The 19,372-nt window shown below is 60.4% G+C and carries 16 protein-coding genes, 1 tRNA gene and 2 pseudogenes; 7 read left to right on the forward strand and 12 right to left on the reverse strand.

Annotation, left to right across the window (positions count from 1 at the left end):
• Positions 1 to 13 precede the first annotated feature (13 nt).
• Positions 14 to 451: a helix-turn-helix domain-containing protein gene (locus tag PWG15_RS22860; protein WP_275026299.1), complete on the reverse strand. Its 438-nt coding sequence runs from the start codon at positions 449 to 451 to the stop codon at positions 14 to 16.
• 176 nt (positions 452 to 627) lie between these two features.
• Between PWG15_RS22860 and PWG15_RS22865 the strand changes: the two genes are divergently transcribed.
• Complete coding sequence (locus PWG15_RS22865; protein ID WP_275026300.1) at positions 628 to 798, forward strand: hypothetical protein; 171 nt, start codon at positions 628 to 630, stop codon at positions 796 to 798.
• Between the two features lie 264 nt (positions 799 to 1,062).
• Here the strand turns inward: PWG15_RS22865 and PWG15_RS22870 are convergent, their stop codons facing one another.
• From PWG15_RS22870 to PWG15_RS22880, 3 genes are all read right to left on the reverse strand, one after another.
• A complete protein-coding gene (locus PWG15_RS22870; protein WP_275026301.1) occupies positions 1,063 to 1,422 on the reverse strand; it encodes a VOC family protein in 360 nt (119 codons plus the stop codon).
• 153 nt (positions 1,423 to 1,575) lie between these two features.
• Positions 1,576 to 1,658: transfer RNA gene (locus PWG15_RS22875), tRNA-Sec, on the reverse strand.
• Positions 1,659 to 2,924: 1,266 nt separating this feature from the next.
• Positions 2,925 to 3,050 carry a hypothetical protein gene (locus PWG15_RS22880; protein ID WP_275026302.1) on the reverse strand — a complete coding sequence of 42 codons (126 nt, stop codon included), beginning with the start codon at positions 3,048 to 3,050 and terminating at the stop codon, positions 2,925 to 2,927.
• Positions 3,051 to 3,974: 924 nt separating this feature from the next.
• Between PWG15_RS22880 and PWG15_RS22885 the strand changes: the two are divergent.
• Positions 3,975 to 4,631 (forward strand): annotated as a pseudogene (locus tag PWG15_RS22885) (portal protein); the annotation flags it as partial.
• Between the two features lie 132 nt (positions 4,632 to 4,763).
• Here the strand turns inward: PWG15_RS22885 and PWG15_RS22890 are convergent.
• Entirely contained in the window at positions 4,764 to 6,137 is a 1,374-nt protein-coding gene (locus PWG15_RS22890) for an enoyl ACP reductase FabMG family protein (RefSeq protein ID WP_275026304.1), read from the reverse strand.
• Positions 6,138 to 6,476: 339 nt separating this feature from the next.
• Positions 6,477 to 7,070, reverse strand: coding sequence for a GNAT family N-acetyltransferase (locus tag PWG15_RS22895; RefSeq protein ID WP_275026305.1), 594 nt, complete (start codon positions 7,068 to 7,070; stop codon positions 6,477 to 6,479).
• Positions 7,071 to 7,304: 234 nt separating this feature from the next.
• On the opposite strand from PWG15_RS22895, the pseudogene PWG15_RS22900 reads away from it, so the two are divergent.
• The 5 genes and pseudogenes from PWG15_RS22900 to PWG15_RS22920 all read left to right on the forward strand — a co-directional run bounded on the left by PWG15_RS22900 (position 7,305) and on the right by PWG15_RS22920 (position 13,514).
• Positions 7,305 to 9,409, forward strand: a pseudogene (locus PWG15_RS22900) (carboxy terminal-processing peptidase).
• A gap of 316 nt (positions 9,410 to 9,725) precedes the next feature.
• Positions 9,726 to 10,712 (forward strand): thiosulfate ABC transporter substrate-binding protein CysP, encoded by a 987-nt coding sequence (cysP, locus tag PWG15_RS22905; protein WP_275026308.1) that lies wholly within the window; start codon positions 9,726 to 9,728, stop codon positions 10,710 to 10,712.
• 83 nt (positions 10,713 to 10,795) lie between these two features.
• Positions 10,796 to 11,617 carry a sulfate ABC transporter permease subunit CysT gene (cysT, locus tag PWG15_RS22910; protein WP_275026309.1) on the forward strand — a complete coding sequence of 274 codons (822 nt, stop codon included), beginning with the start codon at positions 10,796 to 10,798 and terminating at the stop codon, positions 11,615 to 11,617.
• A gap of 2 nt (positions 11,618 to 11,619) precedes the next feature.
• Positions 11,620 to 12,498: a sulfate ABC transporter permease subunit CysW gene (cysW, locus tag PWG15_RS22915; RefSeq protein ID WP_275026310.1), complete on the forward strand. Its 879-nt coding sequence runs from the start codon at positions 11,620 to 11,622 to the stop codon at positions 12,496 to 12,498.
• Positions 12,495 to 13,514, forward strand: a complete 1,020-nt coding sequence (locus PWG15_RS22920) for a sulfate/molybdate ABC transporter ATP-binding protein (protein ID WP_275026311.1) — start codon at positions 12,495 to 12,497, stop codon at positions 13,512 to 13,514. Before cysW ends, PWG15_RS22920 begins: the two co-directional genes overlap by 4 nt.
• Positions 13,515 to 13,747: 233 nt before the next feature.
• Here PWG15_RS22920 and msrA read toward each other — a convergent pair whose 3' ends face one another.
• The 6 genes from msrA to PWG15_RS22950 form a co-directional block, all read right to left on the reverse strand.
• Entirely contained in the window at positions 13,748 to 14,254 is a 507-nt protein-coding gene (gene msrA, locus PWG15_RS22925; RefSeq protein ID WP_275026312.1) for a peptide-methionine (S)-S-oxide reductase MsrA, read from the reverse strand.
• A gap of 226 nt (positions 14,255 to 14,480) precedes the next feature.
• On the reverse strand, positions 14,481 to 14,678 hold the full coding sequence (locus tag PWG15_RS22930) for a hypothetical protein (RefSeq protein WP_275026313.1): 198 nt from the start codon (positions 14,676 to 14,678) through the stop codon (positions 14,481 to 14,483).
• Positions 14,679 to 14,923: 245 nt separating this feature from the next.
• Complete coding sequence (locus PWG15_RS22935; protein ID WP_275026314.1) at positions 14,924 to 16,150, reverse strand: alanine racemase; 1,227 nt, start codon at positions 16,148 to 16,150, stop codon at positions 14,924 to 14,926.
• Positions 16,151 to 16,191: 41 nt separating this feature from the next.
• Positions 16,192 to 17,148, reverse strand: a complete 957-nt coding sequence (locus tag PWG15_RS22940; protein ID WP_275026316.1) for an ABC transporter ATP-binding protein — start codon at positions 17,146 to 17,148, stop codon at positions 16,192 to 16,194.
• The gene (locus PWG15_RS22945) at positions 17,145 to 18,071 is read right to left on the reverse strand and encodes an ABC transporter ATP-binding protein (protein ID WP_275026318.1); all 927 of its coding nucleotides are present in this window, start codon (positions 18,069 to 18,071) and stop codon (positions 17,145 to 17,147) included. Before PWG15_RS22945 ends, PWG15_RS22940 begins: the two co-directional genes overlap by 4 nt.
• Positions 18,072 to 18,336: 265 nt before the next feature.
• Positions 18,337 to 19,290 (reverse strand): LysR family transcriptional regulator, encoded by a 954-nt coding sequence (locus tag PWG15_RS22950; protein ID WP_275026320.1) that lies wholly within the window; start codon positions 19,288 to 19,290, stop codon positions 18,337 to 18,339.
• Positions 19,291 to 19,372 lie beyond the last annotated feature (82 nt).

The following is a 19,372-nucleotide window of genomic DNA, read 5'->3' on the forward strand; positions in this document are numbered from 1 at the left end:
CACTTCGCCGGACTTATCCCGACGGTCTGGTTGAATGCCCTGGTAAAATGAATCTGGTCGAAACCCCCAGGACAAGGGCGATTTGAGCAACGGGACATTCAGTAGCCACCAGATAGTCCTTCGCCTTCGAAATGCGCTTCTGCATCAGCCATTGATGCACCGGCATGCCGGTGGATTGGCGAAACCCGCTGCTGAAGTAGAGCCGCGACAGACCAACGATGCTCGCCAGTTCCCGCAGGTTTGTGCCTTCCGAAAGATGCGCGCATAGATATTCGGTGATCCGACGCAGTTGGTAATTGGCCAGGCCGGTACGGATCTGACGTTCCGGTCGGCACCGTTCGGGGCCCGATAGGCGAAGCAGAAAAGCCAAGGTCAATTTCTCGACGTACAGGTCGTCCGCGTACCCATCTGCGGCGTTGGAATGCTGCGGTACTTCATAGCGCCAAGCCATGCTGCTGCCTCCCACGTCTTGATAACCAGGGTGAGGGTGAGCCTGTGCTCATATCTTATTGACGCCAATTCAGGAGCTTAGGTCAAGAAGGCGAGCTTGAGGGCGTATCAATCACGGCGTGCCGGCTATATGCATGGGGATGCGGGACGAGTGAGCTTGTTTAGGATGGGATCAAGATGGACGACGACAACATCATCAAGTTTGAGCGACCGAAGCCAAAGAAGGAGGCCAGGCCGGCCAGTCGAGTGCAGCGAAAGGCGTTGATTTGGTTTGCGCTGGTCGCTGCGTTGATCGGGGTGTGGTCATACTACCAGTTTGTCGCGCCGCCGAGCTTGCCCGGTCACTAGCTTCAAAGACCACGGATTTACCGGCCGTCGTTCGGATGCGCCAAAGGCGGATCCGCCCTTGCCGCTGACCCGGCGCGGTAGAACGCCATGCAAATCTAGCCAGCAGGTCGTTCAGGCGCGGGCACGAAATCAGGCGGCGACGGCGGTCTTGACGGGGATCGGGCTGTTCGATTTCCGCTCCGCGGCTTACACGGAGTTCCAAAGCCAAATGTGATGGCGACACGGGGTCGGTGGCACGAATGTCGGGAAACCGTTCACCACCATTTACGGGGTCGTCGGTTCCCAGAGCTCGACCGGATTGCCTTCAGGATCGTGAATGCGCGCAAACCGGCCGACTTCCGAATCCCACTCGGTGCGGGTTTCTACCGCCATCCCGCTCGCTCTGAGTTCGGTAATGAGCCCATCGAGATCATCGACGCGGAAGTTGATCATCCACTGCTGTTCTGGACGTCCAAAATAGTCGGTGTTTGCAGAGAAGGGCCCAAAAATTGTTGTGCCCGCTTCTTGCTTCCACACGGACTTGTGCAGATCGTCGATCCCAAGGTGCTTTTCGTACCACGCTGCGAGGCCGGCCGGGTCTGCCGCCTTGAAGAACACACCACCTATTCCAACGACCTTAGGCATTGTCCGCTCCTCGTTCAAGGCGGAACAATGCCAATGCAGGCGCGTACTTGCAACTCGAGCGTTGAGCGATAGAGCTATGGTTGTGGCAGAAATGGCGTGCTTTGGAACCACAGCAAAACGGGCGAGATTTTCGCGTTCCACGCACGGTCGCCTTGGCGGAGGGGGCGAACCCACCCGGGACAGGCTCGCTGCCCCAACCGGATTTGAAGTCCGGCCATGCAACCGGGCATGAATCCCCTCAATTTATTGATTTCATGCAGCTATTTTTACCGTCTTGGTGTCGCCGTAGAGTCTCGTTGCTACCCAATTGCTACCCAATCTATTTCTCGGTCGACTTCGAATGCTTTGGGTACAAGTAACGTTTCGTTCACGAAATGAATTGACTTTCGACGCGAAACCCCGGTTGCGTCTTCCCAACGTCAGAAGTGCGACCGGGCGTCGCCAATCACCCGCCTCAAAAGGCGGGTTTTGGCCAACCGATGTTCACTGATTGGAACAATTTGCCAAAGGACAAATTCGTCCAGATCGACCCGCCCTCGGAATAAGTGGGCGCCACAGCGAGAAACGAACGCCGCCGCCAGCGCGAAGACGAGAAGCGCAAGGGGCGGTACCTCTATCATCGCGCATGCATGCGGCACCTGCCAGCTTAGGGTGGCCTAGACGACGTTCAGGATACCCGTCTTCACCCAGACAGTGATGTCAAAATCCGCGTCCCCGACACGTAGCTCATACTTCGTCGTCAAGGCAGAGCTACCATCTGTGCGCTTCACCTGAACTGCTCGCGCAACCCCACTATAGCTGCCGGGCGGCAAGTCGATTCCTCCGATATGGAAATCGCCTACGGCGGTGAATGTGACCAGCTTGTTATGTCGTTGCATCTGCTGTCTTCCGTAGGTGCGCGCGCGGCGGCCCTTTTACTCGCGCTAACTGACCGGAGCCTGACCGACGCTTAAGTGAGCACCGTGATCAGCCAGAGAATCGTTCCGAGGACGGTATTTCGGCTCAAGCTTCACTCCTACTGGATGCATCAGACGAGCGAATTGTACCACGCCAACCAAAACCGGAGATGAAACGGGCGAACTCGGCGACCGTCTATGCGCTGGGTGGTCGCTGTCCCTAAATTCTACTGGGTTGAGGTGTCCAACTTTGGCAAACAAGTCGTTCTCGGATCGTTCTGGTGCGTATTGAGGCTGCTCCTCCTGTTTCTCAACCGACACGCGACCGCATCAGGATCTGAGCGCGTCAATTTTCCACTCATCCGAAAGGGGTAGAAATCCACTTTCGTACACGCCACGTTCTTACGACGTTTGGTGAGTATTAGAACTTATACTTTCAGTAGAAATTCAGGGTTTGTCGGAGTAGATCAGCCCGGTAGCTCGCCTAGCCTCATAAGCTGGAGGCCGCAGGTTCAAGTCCTGTCGGGAGCCTGCCTCTGGGGCATAGAACCTACTCCCAAGATAGGGTCACCCGGAGGCAGAGTTTTGCGAAACAGCGTGCGACACTCACTTCTTTTTGAGCGTGCTCTCGCTATTCTTTACCTGCGAGCCCAGGGCTGGTGCCGTTTTCTCGACCTTATCCTTCTTCGGCTTGCGCGTCTCTTTATTGCTTCGAACCTGACCTTTAGCCATCACCCCTAAACTCCTCTGGTTGATGGACGAGCAATACCGCTTTCAGCCCACTATCCAAGGGTACGCCCAACCCGCCCGGTTTGTCACCTGGCTCATCTGGGCTTTGATTGCATGACCGTCATCGACCTGCAGAAGGTGAAGGCTGACCGCGAGGCGCCCCAGAGTGCCCGTTGTCAGGCGAGATGCGCAGAAAGGCGTACACAGTTAGCTGACGCCAGCGTCGTCTGGCAGCGTACACATGACACTGTGATGCGCTCTTGGTTGTATGTGGCGTTGTCATGGTACTCTTCCGTGACAACGTGCTCTGCGCCGCATTCGAGGCATTTCTGCCGGTAATGTTCAGTCCGCAAGCCCGCTCTCCGTCGGTTTCGTTCAGGCATTTCAGACGCGCGGCAACCAATCCCAGTGGCGCTCACGTGAGCGACAGAATCAGCCAGATCAGTGCGACGGCCGAAGTGATCACCACCACAATCGCCGTAATCCGGAATGCCTTTTCGATCATCGCAACCCCCGAAAGAAGCTTCCGATTCTACGGCCGGCGCCGCTAGGTCCTGTCCAGCCCAGAGCGCCTTGAGCGTGTGCCACCTTGATACAAGGCGTATTTGAGAGAATTCTTACAAACTTCGTTCAAATGCGCTTGCTTTGTCCTGAATCTGGATTTCTGAACATGAGCAACGAACCCCGAAACAACGGGAAGAAAACGGGAAGGGGCAGCCCTCCCGTCGAACATCAATTCAAGCCCGGTAACCCCGGTCGTCCGAAAGGCGCGCGCAACAAGCTAGGAGAGATGTTCATCGAGGACATGCTCGCAGCCTGGGAGAGCAAAGGCGCGGCGGCCATTCACACTGTGATCGAGAAACGCCCCCAGGAACTTCCTGAAGGTTGTCGCCTCGCTGATGCCGAAGGATTTGAATGTCAACATCAAACCTGTACTGGCAGAACAACCAGCAACCCATCGTCCAGGAAGGCACGATCGAGAACCCCGAGGCGGTGCTCAATCCGAAATTCGGTCAGCCGATCCTGGTTAGCCAAGGGACCGACGTCCGCGTCGCCGTCGGTTACAACGTCGTGCCGATGGTCGCTAACAAGTCCTCTGCGATGTTGTCCTATCTCGATCAGGAGGCGACCGACCGCACCGGCATTTCAGACGCATCGAGCGGTATGGCGCCGGATGCCCTGCAGAACATGACCGCCAAGGCCTCGGCGATGATCGAGGCCGCCGGCATCGGCCAGACCGAGCTGATAGTTCGCACTTTCGCTCAGGGCCTGAAGCGAGTTTTCCAGGGCCTCCTGAAGCTGACCATCAAGCATCAGGATCAGCCGCGCACCGTGCGCCTACGCGGTCAGTGGACGACGTTCGACCCTCGGCACTGGAATGCCGGTATGGATGCGACCGTGAACACCGGACTCGGCGCCGGCACGCGGGAACGCGACATGTTGATGGTGCAGATGATCCAGCGCGAAAACGGTGAAGCAGCCGGCCTCAAGTCCCCGGACCTGTATTTCACGAAGCCCGACCAGGACCAGCTCGACAAGCGCCTCGAAGCCGAGGCGAACAAGCCCGATCCTGACTTGCAGAAGGGTCGATGGGCTTTGCCTCCGAGGCGAGAACCTAGACCGTCGCGTCGATCCGGTTTGTCGGGGCGTGCAGTGCGGGGGCGAGAATGACGTCGCCGCGCCGGACCGCGTCTTTCGTCACCCGTTCTCCCGCTTTCAGGCCACCTGGAGCTGAGAGTCTCTCTCCCCTTCCGCGCTCGACGGCGCTTCCCATTGCATGTGGGAAGCGTTGAGCCGGCGCGCCACGATATCGTGGTTGAGCCACTGGACGGGGCCCGACGGTTCCGAAGATGCGCCGAAGATGAGCTGGCCCGTCGCCTCAACCACCAGCGCACTCAGGTGGTCGCTGATCATGATCTTGCCGTCGCGGTGCATCTGCGTGATTTCGTTGGACGTGCCGATGGTCAGGTCGGACTGTGCCTGGCTGTTCGCCATGGGCCATGCCGAGAAGTCGTAAAACGGACTCATAACTTCGTTGGCCTGCATGTCGGTAATCTTCTGGAACACATCCTTCATCGTGAAGCCGTCTGCCAGAAGCTGCTGGCAGGCCTGCCACTGGTGCTCTGCCCACTGGCCGCCGTTCTCTTTCTTCAATGCAAGCAGCAGCGGTATCAGTGGGAGCTCGATGCCGGTGAATACGTCGGACGAATTGGTCCGGATTTCGGGGCAGTTATAGACGGTCGCCTTGATACCCGCGGTCCAGGCATCCTGCGCGATGCCTTCAAGCCGCATCTTGGCGTAGCCTTGCGTGTAGTTGGTGTAGGTCTGCCAACGGTAGCTGCCGTCAATCAGGACAGCCGTTCCATGGTAGCCGTAGGCCGTATAGCGAACCTGACCGCCCGATGCCTCGATCCGCTCCCGGATCGCCGTGCTGAAGTCGATGAGATGCTGGAAGGTGATTGCGGAGACCTCGTCGAAATTCTGCAGGATGAGCTTGCCCATATCGCTGTCGAGCAGGGCTTGCGACGACATGTGGCGCGCGCCGCGACCCTTGTAGATTCGGTTGGCGATAACCAGGAAGACCTTCGCCTTCGGGATGCCCCCGGCCATCGTGTGGGCGAAAAAGACGTTGCGGCCGTCGGCGATCATTCCGTCGAGAACGGCCATGACCTGCGTGAGCGCATTCGTGAACCGCGTCGTGGCGATGTCCCGGCACTGCTTGATGTAGTTCCAGTCAAGCCTGTCGTCCTGCCAGCTCTCCAGCGTCATGTCCGCGAGAAGATCGGTCGGAGTTGGGCCACCGGCCGGAGCGTCGAGATCGAAGCCCGCCATCAGAGGGATGTTGATGATCTTGCCGCCAAGCCGCTCTTCGGCGGCGGCGAGTTCTTCGGCGTCCAGAGGCCGCAGCGCGTTGTTCTCGTCGCGCCGCCCGACCGTGATCCCAACGATTTCCATTCCAGCCCGCCGGGCTTCGTCGAGCAAGCCAGTCGCGTATCCGCGACCAAACAGTTCGCCGAAGAGAACGAAAACATCTCCTTTGCGAAAGACGCTGTTCTCGGCAAGACGGTTCAATGCGATCGGGTTTTCCATACTGTCAGCTCTTTGGTCCGTTAGTCGTCGAGGGAGGACTCAGACGAATTTTGATCGTCACATGACCACACTGGCCCAGAATAGGAAGTCATATTGCGTGACCGTTCATTTCAAAACGTGAACTGCCGCAAGGGAGACGGGCGCCGTGGAAGTGGATTGACGGCCCCAGGATTGACTGCGCGAGAGGGAGAAGTCGCGGTCGTATCGATGCGAATCGGGAAGCGGCTGTTGTGGTTCAGCACGTGCGGCGCGACGATTTTGGCGTCTTGGCCAGGTGCTTCGTTTGGATCTCATGACCGCAGTGTGGAAAGCTCCGGACCTTAAGGGCAGGAGGGCTCATCAGCCATCCGATGGACGAAGCGATTTCATCAGAAGCACCCAGTTTTCCGTATCGCCCTTCCAGCCCTCCCTGACGCAGGCGAGCGTTGCCACTTGCTCGTAGCCGCTGCGCTCGTAGAGCCGCCTGGCACCGACATTGTTATCGGCGACGATGACGCTCATCCGACGGAGCGCCTGGTCCCGCGCTATCTCTTCTGCGAGACCGAGCAGCCGCGAGCCAAGTCCTTGCCCTCGGTACTCGGGATAGCAGGCCAGTACATTCACATACCAGCTGTCGAGTGCCTGATTTTCCAGTTCTTGCAGTGGTCGGAACAGGGCAGGGAAATCATCGGCGATTGGCTCGGGCTCCGATCCAATCGGGTAACCGGTCAGGCTTGCCACGGCGCCATCGCCAAAGTCCACGACGACAATCTGGCCCTCGCGCACCCTTTGCATTTGTCGGGCGCGGCCAACGTCCCACGGATCCTGCCCGTCCTTTGCAAGCCCCTCCCATATGTATAGGGGCAAACCCTGGCCCGCGAAGTTGACGAGATCAGCCAACTCCTTCGCATCTGCCTCGCTTGCAATGCGTAGCGGTGGTTCGAGCCGGATCATCAGGATCCTCCGGGAAGCTTTTGGGCGGGCGGCCATCATATGCGGTTTTTCTGATGACGTGGAGGTCATTCTGACGGCAACGCGTGAACAGCGGTGGGATCGGCCTCGCCGTCTATTGAACGGTTACTCAGTCGCAAGGACTGCCGCGGATGATCCTGCCGGTTGCCAAAAAACCATAATTGCTTCACCTAGATTGACATCGACACTCGGCATTAAGAATTGGATCAACGCTGAATGCGCATATCATACGTCTTCCTTGGTGCATTTCTTGCAATCGTGCAGTCCGCCTATGCTGAAGTCGCCCCACCTCCTGTTCTGGAGCCGCTGAAGCAACAGGCGCAAGCTGCGCAGTTGAGTGCAAAGTTTCTCACGCGTTTCAGCTACAAGCCGGTTGAACTCGACGACGCCTTGTCGGCCAAGGTCATGGATCGGTTCATCAAATCACTCGATCCGGATCGCGTGCTCTTCCTGCAGACGGACATCGACAGGTTCATGTCTGACCGCAGCGAGATCGACGACGCCATCAAGCAGAAAGATTTGAAGATCCCGTTCAAAATCTTCAACGTGTACGGGAAGCGCGTTGTCGACCGCATGACCTACGCGCGCGACTTGCTCAAGCAGGATTTCGATTTCAGCAAGCAGGAAAACTATCCGGTACTGCGCGACAAGGCGCCTTGGCCGCAGTCGGAGGCCGAGAGCAACGACCTTTGGCGCAAGCGCGTAAAAAGCGACTGGTTGCGATTGAAACTGGGCGGCAAGTCCGACGCGGCCATTCGCGAAACGCTCACCAAGCGCTACACGAACGCTCTCGATCGCGCCTACAAGTACAAGAGCGATGACGTTTTCCAGTCGTTCATGAACGCGTACACAACGTCCGTCGATCCGCACACGGATTACTTCGGCGCGACCGCTTCGGCCGATTTCAACATCGCCATGAAGCTTTCGCTCGTTGGTATCGGTGCGGTACTGCAGGAGCGCGACGATTACACGACGATCCGCGAGCTCGTGCCCGGCGGGCCGGCGCAGCTGTCCGGCAAGCTTGCGGTCGGTGACCGCATTACCGGTGTCGGTCAGGGCAGGGACGGAGCGATAAAGGAAGTGGTTGGCACGCGGCTGGATGAAGTCGTGCAGTTGATCCGCGGGAAGAAAGGCTCCGTCGTGCGCTTGGATATCCTGCCGGCAGATGCCGGAGCGGATGCCACTCATCGCGTCGTCACACTGGTGCGCGACAAGATCAGCCTTGAAAAGCAGGCGGCCCAGAAGACCGTACTCACGGTGAAAGTCGGCGGCGCCGAGCGTAAGATCGGCGTCATCACGCTGCCGGCATTTTACGAGGATTTTGAAGCCCGGCGCAAAGGCGACAAGGACTATAGAAGCGCGAGCCGCGATGTCCGAAAACTTCTTGGCGAACTCAAGCGGGAAAAAATCGACAGCGTTCTTATCGACGTGCGCAACAATGGCGGCGGTTCACTGGACGAGGCGATCGATTTGACCGGCCTGTTCATCGGCAACGGTCCGGTCGTCCAGCAGCGCGGCAGTGACGGCAAGGTTGACGTAAGAAGCGCTGATTTTCCGGCGCCCGTGTGGACAGGCGCCGTGGGCGTCCTGATCAATCGCGGTTCTGCCTCGGCTTCGGAGATCTTTGCCGCGGCAATCCAGGATTACGGTCGAGGCGTGATCATCGGCGAACCCAGTTTCGGTAAAGGCACCGTTCAAGCTGTCGTCAATCTTGACGAGATGGTTCGCAACAGCAAACCAGAACTCGGTGAGCTGAAAGTGACGATTGCCCAGTTCTTCCGGATCGACGGCGGCACGACGCAGCTGCGCGGCGTGACCCCTGATATCAGCCTGCCGGGACTTTCCGACCCGACAAGCTTCGGCGAGACCAGTTATGACAATGCCCTGCCGTGGGCGCAGATCAAGCCCGCCAAGTATGCGCACGCCGACACCGTGACGACGTTGCTGCCGAAACTGCAACGCCGCCATGATGCGCGGGTCGAGAGCGATCCGGACTTCCAGCGCCTGCTGAAGGACATTGCTGAGGTGAAAGCGCAGCGCGAGAAAGGTGAGGTCTCCCTCAATGAAGCCGAACGCCGTAAAGAACAGGCTGACCGTGAAAAACGACGGAAGTCGCGCGCTCTCGCAGGTGATGGCGACGACACTGGCGGAGATGATGGCCTCAATGCAAACGAGCGTAGCCTGAGCGCTGACATTGCAATCGAGAATGCCCGCAAGAATGCAAAGGACGTCTTGCTGAACGAGGCTGCCGCCATTCTCGCCGATGAGACCGTTTGCAGGAAGGCGTGCTGACGGCGACGCAAGACACGGGCGGGGCGTAATCAGACCCCGTCTGGCGCTCCGTGCGCGCCGCCCGCGGCCATGTCTTCGTTCTTCGCAGCAGCATGATGGGGTGAGTTTCAGGTGCGTTGTTGAATGTAGCGCGGACCTACCCGGCTGTTGTCGCCGGCGGGCAGGTGCCTTGCGCAATGATTGCGTCCGGGCAGACCAATTGAAGACCTGCGGGCAAAAAACTCCGCGAATTGTGGCGAAAACTAGACGGAATTTCTAAGGCGGTGCACAACCAAAGTGCCCGGTCCCTCGCGCTTCTCCACGCCCACCGGTAGGTTCTCTGGGAAAACAACACCGGAGAATTGCATGAAACGCCTCCTCATTCTCGGCGCAGCCCTTGCTGCGCACTTCGTGACACCCGCGCTGGCTGAGGAGCCCACGAAGCTCCTCAACGCCTCATACGACGTTTCGCGCGAGCTTTTCGTTGCTGAGAACGAAGCGTTCATCAAGCAACATCCGGGCGTGACGATCGACCAGTCGCATGCGGGCACCTCCAAGCAGGCGCGCTCGATCCTCGAAGGCCTTGAGGCCGATGTCGTGACCTTCAACCAGACCACGGACATCGAATTCCTGGCCAAGAATGGTTTCGTCGCCAAGGATTGGGCGAAGGCTTTCCCGAACAATGCCTCGCCGTTCTATTCCTTCCCGTCATTCCTGGTGCGGGCAGGCAATCCGAAGAACATCAAGGATTGGGCCGATCTGGCGCGCGACGATGTCCACGCGGTCTTCCCCAATCCGAAGACGTCAGGCAACGCCCGCTACACCTATCTTGCCGCTTACGCCTGGGCCAAGGAGGCCTATGAGGGCGACGAGGCGAAGATCGAGGCCTACATCACCAAGATTTTCGACAATGTTCCGGTTTTCGATACGGGCGGTCGTGCCTCCACGACCACTTTTGTCGAACGCGAGACGGGCGATGTTCTGATCACGTTCGAGGCAGAGACCCGCAGCATCGTCAAGCAGTATGGCGCCGACAAGGTTGAGAGCGTCATCCCGTCTGTCAGCCTGCTTGCCGAGTTTCCGGTCGCAGTCGTCGACAAGGTCGCCGAAAAACACGGCACGGAAGCTCTTGCCAAAACCTATCTCGATTTCCTCTACACCGAGGAGGGGCAGCGCATCGCCGCTGAGTTCGGCCACCGGGTCCGCAACGAGAGGGTCGCCGGCGAATTCAAGGATCAGTTCCCTGCCATCCGCCTCGTCAACGTCGATGACGTCTTTGGCGGCTGGAGCAAGATCCAGAGCGAGCACTTTTCCTCAGGCGGGGTTTTGGACAAGCTCTACGGCAGCCGCTAAGCGCTACCTGCTCTCGCCTTCAGCCAGCCCGGCAGACGATCCGTCCGCCGGGTTTCCCCATGACATGACAAGGAAATGACCGCTTGAGACGCAATGTCTTGCCCGGATTACGCCTGTCGCTGGGTGTGACGCTGCTCTATGTGAGCTTGATCGTCGTCCTGCCGCTGGCAGCACTCGTGTTCAAGGCGGCGAGCCTTGGCCCTATTGATTACTGGCAGATTGTCTCGTCATCACGGGCTCTCGCGAGCTATCGCGTCACCGTGTTTGCCGCACTTGCCGCGACCTTCTTCAATCTCTTTTTCGGTCTGGCGCTCGCCTGGGTCCTGGTGCGTTATCGCTTTCCGGGGCGACGCATCGTCGACGCCATGGTCGATCTGCCGTTTGCACTGCCCACGGCCGTCGCCGGCATTTCGCTGACGGCACTCTTCACGACAAACGGCGTGTTCGGCTCCATTCTCAGCGATTTCGGCATCAAGGTCGCCTATACCCCGCTCGGCATCATGATCGCCATGTGCTTCACGTCGCTGCCCTTCATCGTGCGCACGGTGCAGCCGGTCCTGGAAGATCTTGACCCGTCGCTGGAAGAGGCGGCCCAATCGCTTGGCGGCTCGGATTGGGCGATTTTCCGCAAGGTCATCCTGCCGCTGCTCACGCCGGCCCTTCTCGCAGGCGTGTCGCTCTCCTTCGCCCGCTGCCTCGGCGAGTTCGGCGCGATCATCTTCATTGCCGGCAACCAACCGATGTCGACGGAAATTACCGCGCTGCTGATCTTCATTCGGCTGGAAGAGTACGATTATCAGGCGGCCGCTGCGATTGCGTCCGTGCTGTTGCTCGCGGCTTTCCTCATGCTCGGCATCACAAATTGGCTGCAGGCGCGCGCGCTGCGCTACACGGCGAGGGGCTGAGCATGGGAATGATGAGAACCGGACGTACCCCGCCGCGGGTCGGCGACGCACCATTTTTCCGCCGCATGCTGATCGGCATCGTCCTCATCCTCGGCGCCGTCCTCATCCTCGCGCCGCTCCTGATCATCGGCGTCGAAGCCTTTGCCAAGGGCTGGCAGGTTTATCGCGACACGATCCTTCATTCCGACACGCGGCATGCGATCATGCTGACGGTGCTCGCGGCCCTAGTCGCCGTACCGGTCAACACCGCCTTCGGCATTGCCGCGGCATGGGCCATCACCAAATTCGACTTCCGCGGTAAAGCCTTCCTGCTGGTCGTCATCGAGATCCCGTTCTCGGTCTCGCCAATCGTTGCGGGCGTCGCCTACCTCTTCGTCTACGGATTGCAGGGCCTGTTCGGTCCTACGCTCGATGCCTACGGCATCAAGATCCTGTTCGCGATCCCCGGCATCATTCTCGCGTCGATGTTCGTCACCGCGCCGTTCGTGGCGCGCGAACTCATCCCGCTGATGCAGTCCCAGGGCAGGGACCTCGAAGAGGCCGCGACCTCGCTCGGGGCATCCGGCTGGCGAACCTTCTTTTCGGTCACGCTGCCGAACATCAAATGGGCGCTGCTCTATGGCGTCGTCCTTTGCAATGCACGCGTGATGGGAGAGTTCGGCGCGGTTTCGGTTGTCTCGGGCAACATCCGCGGTCAAACCAACACGCTGCCGCTCCATATCGAGTTGCTCTACCACGACTACCAAGCCGCAGGCGCCTTTGCGTCGGCGTCCATTCTGGCGCTCATCGCCGTCTTCACCATTATCGCCAAGGTGGCGCTGGAGCGCCGCGGGGCGGGCCGTGTCCGTCCGGCAGTCAATCCTGCGGAGAAAGCAGCATGAAGATCCGCCTTGAACACGTCGTCAAGACTTTCCAAACCTTCCGCGCCGTCAAGGACGTCTCCCTGGAGGTTGAAAGCGGCGAGCTTGTTGCGTTGCTCGGTCCGTCCGGTTCCGGCAAGACGACGATCCTGCGGATGGTCGCCGGCCTCGAATTTGCCGATGGCGGCCACATCTATTTCGGCGATCAGGATGCGACCGACATACCGGTGCGTGACCGAGGTGTCGGCTTCGTGTTCCAGCACTATGCGCTATTTCCGCACATGACCGTGGCTGAGAACATTGCCTTCGGCATGGACGTGTCGAAGGTCAAGCGCGAGAAGGCAGCGATCCAAGTGCGGGTGGCGGAACTCCTGCGGTTGGTACGCCTCGAAGGACTGGGTGACCGGTTTCCGGCGCAGATTTCCGGAGGGCAGCGCCAGCGCGTTGCCCTTGCCCGAGCCCTTGCGGTCGATCCGAAAGTGCTTCTGCTCGATGAACCTTTTGGGGCCCTGGATGCCAACGTCCGGCGCGAACTACGCCGATGGCTGCGCGAGATCCACACAACCCTCGGCATCACAACGCTGTTCGTCACCCACGACCAGGAAGAGGCTCTCGACCTTGCCGATCGTGTCGTGATCCTCAAGGATGGCCACATCGTTCAACAGGGAACGCCGGAGGCGGTTTGCCGCGACCCCAAGTCGGCATTTGTCATGAAGTTCCTGGGCGATGCCAACATGCTTGCCGCGGAGGTACGTGATGGCAAGGCCTATGCCGATGGCGCGGTCATTGATGCTTCGGGTTTGGCAGATGGCAAGGCTGAACTCTATGCCCGTCCGGGTGATCTCGACTGGGCGCCGGAGGGGAGCGGCATCGCAGCCACCATCGGCCGGGTCATGGACAGGCCTGGCGGTCGCCGCGTGATTGCGGCCACCCGGGACGGCGTTCATCTGGAACTCGATCTGGAACCGGAACGCACCGTCAAATCCGGCGACGATGGATTTGTGACGCTCCGCCGTGCGAAGGTCTTTCCCGTCTAGTCGGTTGAAGCCAAGCGTCGTCGCTATGCTATCGACGGCTGCCAGTGAGCACTTTGCAGACAGTCTCCCGGATCGTGGTCGAGGTTCTCCGCCGCGAGCAATTGCTCCCTCTAAGCCCAACACGCGCCTTGTTCTCGGCCAAGGGCCCATCCTACCCGGTTGGGCCTAAGCTTTGTACGGCATCTCCACGACCACGAGCTATGCACGCGGGGCTCACGCGCCCGAACGATCCCTCACTCCGCCGCTGACCGCTGAGGCAGCACCCAGTTCGGGCGCGGGAAATGGCAGGTGTAGCCGTTGGGATAGCGCTCAAGGTAATCCTGGTGCTCCGGCTCGGCCTCCCAGAAGTCTCCCACTGGCTCCACTTCGGTCACGACCTTGCCTGGCCACAGGCCTGATGCTTCCACGTCCGCGATGGTCTCTTCGGCAATACGCTTCTGCTCGTCGTCGACGTAATAGATTGCCGACCGATAGGACATGCCGATGTCATTGCCCTGGCGGTTCTTCGTCGTCGGGTCATGAATCTGGAAGAAAATCTCCAGAATCCGCCTGTAGCTGGTTCTCTCGGGATCGAAGAGGATCTCGATGCCCTCGGCATGGGTGCCGTGGTTGCGGTAGGTCGCGTTGGGTACGTCGCCACCGGTGTAGCCGACACGCGTATCCGTGACGCCCGGAAGCCTGCGGATCAGGTCTTGCATCCCCCAGAAACAGCCACCGGCCAGAACAGCTCTCTTGGTCATCCAGAATTCCTCGATTGGTAAATACGCCTTGGTCTCATCTCCGCTCACGGGGAACGAACCGCCGGCGATGGAACTGTAATATAGGAACTCGTTTGGCTGAGATCAGGAGGCCGTGGGGCGAATTCCGGCTGAAGACCGGGAAATAAGGGCAGACTATGCCTGGGCCTAGAGGCGTGAGGCGCTGGGCCCCACGCGTCCGGGGCTGTCGCGGTGCAATGTTACAATGTTACAATGCTCCCGGCGTGAGCGGCTCCTTGAGCCGTGTCAGCAGCGTTACCACTTCAGCCTGCAGGTCCAGGCAGACTTGCTGATGTTCGGAGACTTGCTTTTCCCGGCGCGGGAGTTCCCGCAACAGGTTGTCGAGCGTCATCGACTCGCGCGCATAGGCCTCGAAAAGGTCGTAGAGCTGCTGGTTCTTTGTCATGCGCAAGAGTTCGCGATGCCGTGGAAGCACCAACGCAAGGCGAGCCCGGCCGAGTTGCACCAAACCCATATCGTCATCTACCCTCTGCTCTGACCTGTGATCTGTGCGATCGAAGGGCCCTCGTGCGGTCCAGCGTCCGAAAGCACCGGTGGAACAGGAAACGCTGCAAAACGATCACGGTTCCCGTTGGGATGTGCAGGCCGTGCGAGGGAGAGAGTTGAGGTTGGTGGAGCCGGCGACGCGCGTCAGGTCTGACCGCTGCGGGCATCCAAGGGCAGGCGGAGCGCGTCACCATCGCTGCGACGCAAGACGAAACTGTCAAAATTGGCGATCGAGGCGCAGGAGTGGTTGGGGAACACGCGCACGCGGCTGCCGAGCGGCAGGGGATGCCCTGAGAAGGGAACGAAACCATGCTCTTCGGACAAGCGTTCGAGCGTCCACATTCTGGTTTCGTCGTCGCCTTCGGCGCTGACGACAGTGCCGAACCCTGCGCCGCCCATGCCATGTGCGCCGCGATCGGAGCTCATCGATTTCGAACCGGCGTCGATGATGAAGTGCGTGTCGTTGGACGCAACCACGCGGGCGACGACGCAAAGCGCGAGGTCGTCGGCGGTACAGATACCAAGCCTAAGGGCGGTGCCGTCCAGGAAGACGTAGTTGCCGGGTCGGATGCAATCGACCTCCCGGGGCAGCGGCGCACCGAGGCAGGTTGGCGTCGCGCCGACGGAAATGCAGTCGACCGCGATTCCGCGTTGGCGGAGCCGGGAGGCGAGGCCCTCGAGGTCTGTCGCCTCGTCGCGGGCGATCTTGGCCAGGGCGTGTGGTTGCGCGGCCGCATAGGCATGGCCGGCGTGCGAAAGCAGGCCGGCAAAACGCAGGCCGTTGGCGGCGGCGACCCTTGCGCACAACTCAAGTGCTGCCGGATCGCTCGGCTTGATGCCGACGCGACCAAGGCCAACGTCGACCTTGAGGAACACGCCGATCTCGACGTCGTGTCGGATGGCAGCTTCCGACAGCGCGTCGACCCCCGTCTCGCTCGCCGCAATCGTGCGCAGCTCTACGCCCCGTGCCTTTACAACGGGCAGCAAGCGATCGAGCGATGCGGCACGGACGATCGGATAGGCAAGTATGATCGAGGGGATCCCGGCTTCGGCGAAGATCAGCGCCTCGCTGGGCTTGGATGCGGTGATGCCGCGTGCGCCGGCGGCCTGTTGCTGGCGTGCGATGTGGAGGCTCTTGTGCGTCTTCACATGCGGAAACATCGTTACCCCAGCGGCATCGGCGCGTTGCTGCATGGCATTGATGTTGCGGGTAAGCCGTCTCTCGTCGACCTCGATATAGGGTGTCGGTTGCTCGGCGGCCGCGGGACGCAGGAAGCCCTCGGTCTTCACCTCGTTTGCGCTGTTGTCGATGTCTGCCGACGCCGTTCCGACCGCGCTCGCAGCCGATTGCGTCACTTCGAAAGTGCTCATGTTGGATACTCTGATCTGGATATGGGGAATTGCGGCTGTCGTCAGCCGGTTGCGACCTGCCGCACGTAATGGGTCGACGAGATCTGCCGCATCGGCAGTTCGCGCGGCACGAAGTCCGGCGCACGCACCGCACTCGGGATTTCGTCGGACATCGGCTGGCGTCCTTCCGGGCGGCGCGTCGGATCGGCGATCGGAACGGTCGACAAGAGCTTGCGGGTATAGGGGTGCTGCGGGTTGCCGAACACCGAGCGGCGATCGCCGATCTCGACGATTTCGCCGAGATACATGACGGCGACGCGGTGGGCGATGCGCTCGACTACGGCCATGTCATGGCTGATGAACAGGAGGGCGATCTTCATCTCGCGCTGCAGGTCCATCAGGAGGTTGATGACCTGCGCCTGGATCGTCACATCGAGCGAGGCGACGGCCTCGTCGGCGACGATGAGGCGCGGATTAAGCGCAAGTGCGCGGGCGATACAGATCCGCTGGCGCTGGCCGCCGGAAAACGCGTGCGGATAGCGCTCAAGGTGTTCCGGCGAAAGCTCTACCTTTGCCAGCAGTTCGGCGGCGCGGGCACGCATGGCCTCGGTCGAGCCGAGCTTGTGAACCCGCATCGGATCCATCAGCGACTGCTCGATCGTCATGCGCGGGTTAAGCGAGGAGAACGGATCCTGGAAGACCATCTGGGCTTCGCGGCGAAATCGCGCAAGGACGGGGCGCGGCGCGCCGATCAGCTCGGTTCCGTCGAACCGGACAGAGCCCGACCGCGGCCGATCGAGCTGCATGATCGAGCGGGCGACCGTCGATTTGCCGCAACCGGATTCGCCGACCAGTGCCAGGGTTTCGCCCGGAAAGATGTCGAAGGAGACATTTTCCACCGCATGCACCCGTCCGGAGACGTGGCCGAACAGCCCCGCCTTGAGGTCGAAGCGCGTCACCAGGTTTCGCACCTCGACGAGAGGGCGCCGGGCGTCCGTCATCTGGGCAGACGCGTTCATTCTGTCGCCTCCGCGAGTTGCTGCTCCGGTTCAAACACCAGCAGCGGGAATTTTTCCGGCGCATCCTTGTCGGCCATGCTGCCGAGGCGGGGCACGGCGGATATCAGGGCGCGCGTATAGGCGTGCTTCGGCTTGGCGAAGATGTCGTAGACCGAGCCCGTTTCGACGATCTCGCCCTTGAGCATGACGCAGACCCGGTCGGCGACTTCGGCAACCACGCCCATGTCGTGGGTGATGAACAGCACCGACATGCCGATCTCGCGTTGCAGGGCACGGACCAGGTCGAGGATCTGCGCCTGAATGGTCACGTCGAGCGCGGTCGTCGGCTCATCGAGGATCATCAGCGATGGGCGGCAGGCAAGGGCAATCGCGATCATGACGCGCTGGCGCATGCCGCCGGAAAGCTGATGCGGATATTGGTCGAGGCGGCGCTCCGCATCGGGCACGCGGACCAGCTTGAGGGTGTTGAGCGCGACCTGGCGCGCTTCCTCCGGCGTCTTGCCCTGGTGATGGATCACCGCCTCGGCAATCTGGTCGCCGACGGTGAAGACCGGGTTCAGGCTCGACATCGGATCCTGGAACACGATCGAGATGTCCGCGCCGCGAAGAGCCTCGACGCGCTTTTCCGACAGCGTCGCAAGATCGGCGACCTTGCCGTCCTTCAAGCGCATCAGCACACGTCCGCCGGTGATGCTTGCGCCGTCATACTCGGTTAGCCGCATGATCGTCATGGCCGTGACCGATTTGCCGGACCCCGATTCTCCGACCAGTGCGACGGTCTCGCCGCGCGCTATGCGAAAGGAGACGCCCCGTACGGCGCGCAGCTCGGCGCGGGTGCGGGCGGCAAAGCAGACCTTGAGGTCTTCCACGGAAAGGATGACATCCTCGGGCAGTTCAGGTGTTGCGGATTTGGACAGGAACATCAGCACATGGACCCGATTGCGAGGGGACGTTGCCCATCAGGTCTCGCAACGAGGTTGCATCCTGTCAATATGGTTGAATGGCATGGTGATCCCGCTGGCCGGGGTCACTAGGGCCTGAGCGTGGCGCTGGCGCTTTCCGCCTGTGTCACAAAAACGAGTGAAATCAATGTGTCACGAATGTGGCAATCGAAACTATGCGTTTCGTGCATTGCATCGCCTGTCTTCGCATAGGTGGCGATCCGCGGCCATTGAGCGCCACGACGCTTCAGGCGGCGTCGATGTCGACATCGAAGCCGCTCTTGTACTGCGGCAGCGCCGCGCACTGTTTCAGATGCTGCCACAACCCATCGCTGTCGGGACTGCCGGGACCGGCGCGCCTGAAGATCCGGATTTCCATTTCGAGCGACATCTGCGGCCCGCCGATCTGGGCAAGGCGGCCCTGCCGCATGGCTTCTGCCACGCAGATCTGCGGTAGCCACGCCACCCCGCGCCCGGCGACGGCCATGTGCTTCAGGCCGTCGGCGAGGCCTGACTGATAGACGGTGCTGAGATTGAGCGGACGGCGCCAGCGCGATTGGATCAGGGTTGCGAGCTTGCCGATGTAGCCGTCGCTCCAGGAATAGGCGAGGTAGGGGATTTCCGTCGTTTCGGATACGTCTATGTCGAACAGCGGGCGGCCATTTTCGTCGGTCCCAGACACGAGGATGAGCCGGTCTTTGCCGATCTGCAGGGATTCGAACGGGCCGCCTTCCAGCACCGGCGGGCCATCGGGATGCACATAGGTGATGGCGAAATCGCACTGACCCGAGCAAAGGTGATCGATGCTTTCAAGGAAGTCGGCGGCATGCATGCTGGTGCGAAGGGGCATGCGCGAGATCAGCGGTGAGCCGATCCACTTCGGGAAGAAGTACATCGCCAGCGTATGCAGCGAGGTAAACGTCAGCATGGCCGAGCTTTCGCCGGCGACATTGCGGCAATCGGTGCGCAGCCGGTAGGCCTCGCGCACGAGGCGCTGACAGCCCGGAAGGAACATCGTGCCGGCCCGCGTCAATTGCACGGGATAGGTGCTGCGGTCGATCAGGTCCGCACCGATCCAGTTCTCGAGCGATTTGATGCGACGGCTAAAGGCGGGTTGCGAAATATTGCGTGCCGTCGCCGCCGTCGAGAAATTCCTTGTCGCGGCAATTTCCAGAAAATCTTCAAGCCATTGCAGTTCCATGCCGGCCCTCATGCGTGTTTTGCATAGTCTATCCTAATTACACATTGGACAGACGTGCAAGGGCTCTTCTAGCCTCCCCCAT

It is taken from the genome of Ensifer adhaerens (assembly GCF_028993555.1).
GTDB classification, from domain to species: Bacteria; Pseudomonadota; Alphaproteobacteria; order Rhizobiales; family Rhizobiaceae; genus Ensifer; species Ensifer adhaerens_I.

Excerpts from the sequence above, each read along its gene's own strand:
- PWG15_RS22860 (WP_275026299.1), bottom strand. The coding sequence starts at position 451 with ATGGCTTGGCGCTATGAAGTACCGCAGCATTCCAACGCCGCAGATGGG.
- PWG15_RS22865 (WP_275026300.1), top strand. The coding sequence starts at position 628 with ATGGACGACGACAACATCATCAAGTTTGAGCGACCGAAGCCAAAGAAG.
- PWG15_RS22870 (WP_275026301.1), bottom strand. The coding sequence starts at position 1,422 with ATGCCTAAGGTCGTTGGAATAGGTGGTGTGTTCTTCAAGGCGGCAGAC.
- PWG15_RS22880 (WP_275026302.1), bottom strand. The coding sequence starts at position 3,050 with ATGGCTAAAGGTCAGGTTCGAAGCAATAAAGAGACGCGCAAGCCGAAG.
- PWG15_RS22890 (WP_275026304.1), bottom strand. The coding sequence starts at position 6,137 with ATGGAAAACCCGATCGCATTGAACCGTCTTGCCGAGAACAGCGTCTTT.
- PWG15_RS22895 (WP_275026305.1), bottom strand. The coding sequence starts at position 7,070 with ATGATCCGGCTCGAACCACCGCTACGCATTGCAAGCGAGGCAGATGCG.
- cysP (WP_275026308.1), top strand. The coding sequence starts at position 9,726 with ATGAAACGCCTCCTCATTCTCGGCGCAGCCCTTGCTGCGCACTTCGTG.
- cysW (WP_275026310.1), top strand. The coding sequence starts at position 11,620 with ATGGGAATGATGAGAACCGGACGTACCCCGCCGCGGGTCGGCGACGCA.
- PWG15_RS22920 (WP_275026311.1), top strand. The coding sequence starts at position 12,495 with ATGAAGATCCGCCTTGAACACGTCGTCAAGACTTTCCAAACCTTCCGC.
- msrA (WP_275026312.1), bottom strand. The coding sequence starts at position 14,254 with ATGACCAAGAGAGCTGTTCTGGCCGGTGGCTGTTTCTGGGGGATGCAA.
- PWG15_RS22930 (WP_275026313.1), bottom strand. The coding sequence starts at position 14,678 with ATGACAAAGAACCAGCAGCTCTACGACCTTTTCGAGGCCTATGCGCGC.
- PWG15_RS22935 (WP_275026314.1), bottom strand. The coding sequence starts at position 16,150 with ATGAGCACTTTCGAAGTGACGCAATCGGCTGCGAGCGCGGTCGGAACG.
- PWG15_RS22940 (WP_275026316.1), bottom strand. The coding sequence starts at position 17,148 with ATGAACGCGTCTGCCCAGATGACGGACGCCCGGCGCCCTCTCGTCGAG.
- PWG15_RS22945 (WP_275026318.1), bottom strand. The coding sequence starts at position 18,071 with ATGTTCCTGTCCAAATCCGCAACACCTGAACTGCCCGAGGATGTCATC.
- PWG15_RS22950 (WP_275026320.1), bottom strand. The coding sequence starts at position 19,290 with ATGGAACTGCAATGGCTTGAAGATTTTCTGGAAATTGCCGCGACAAGG.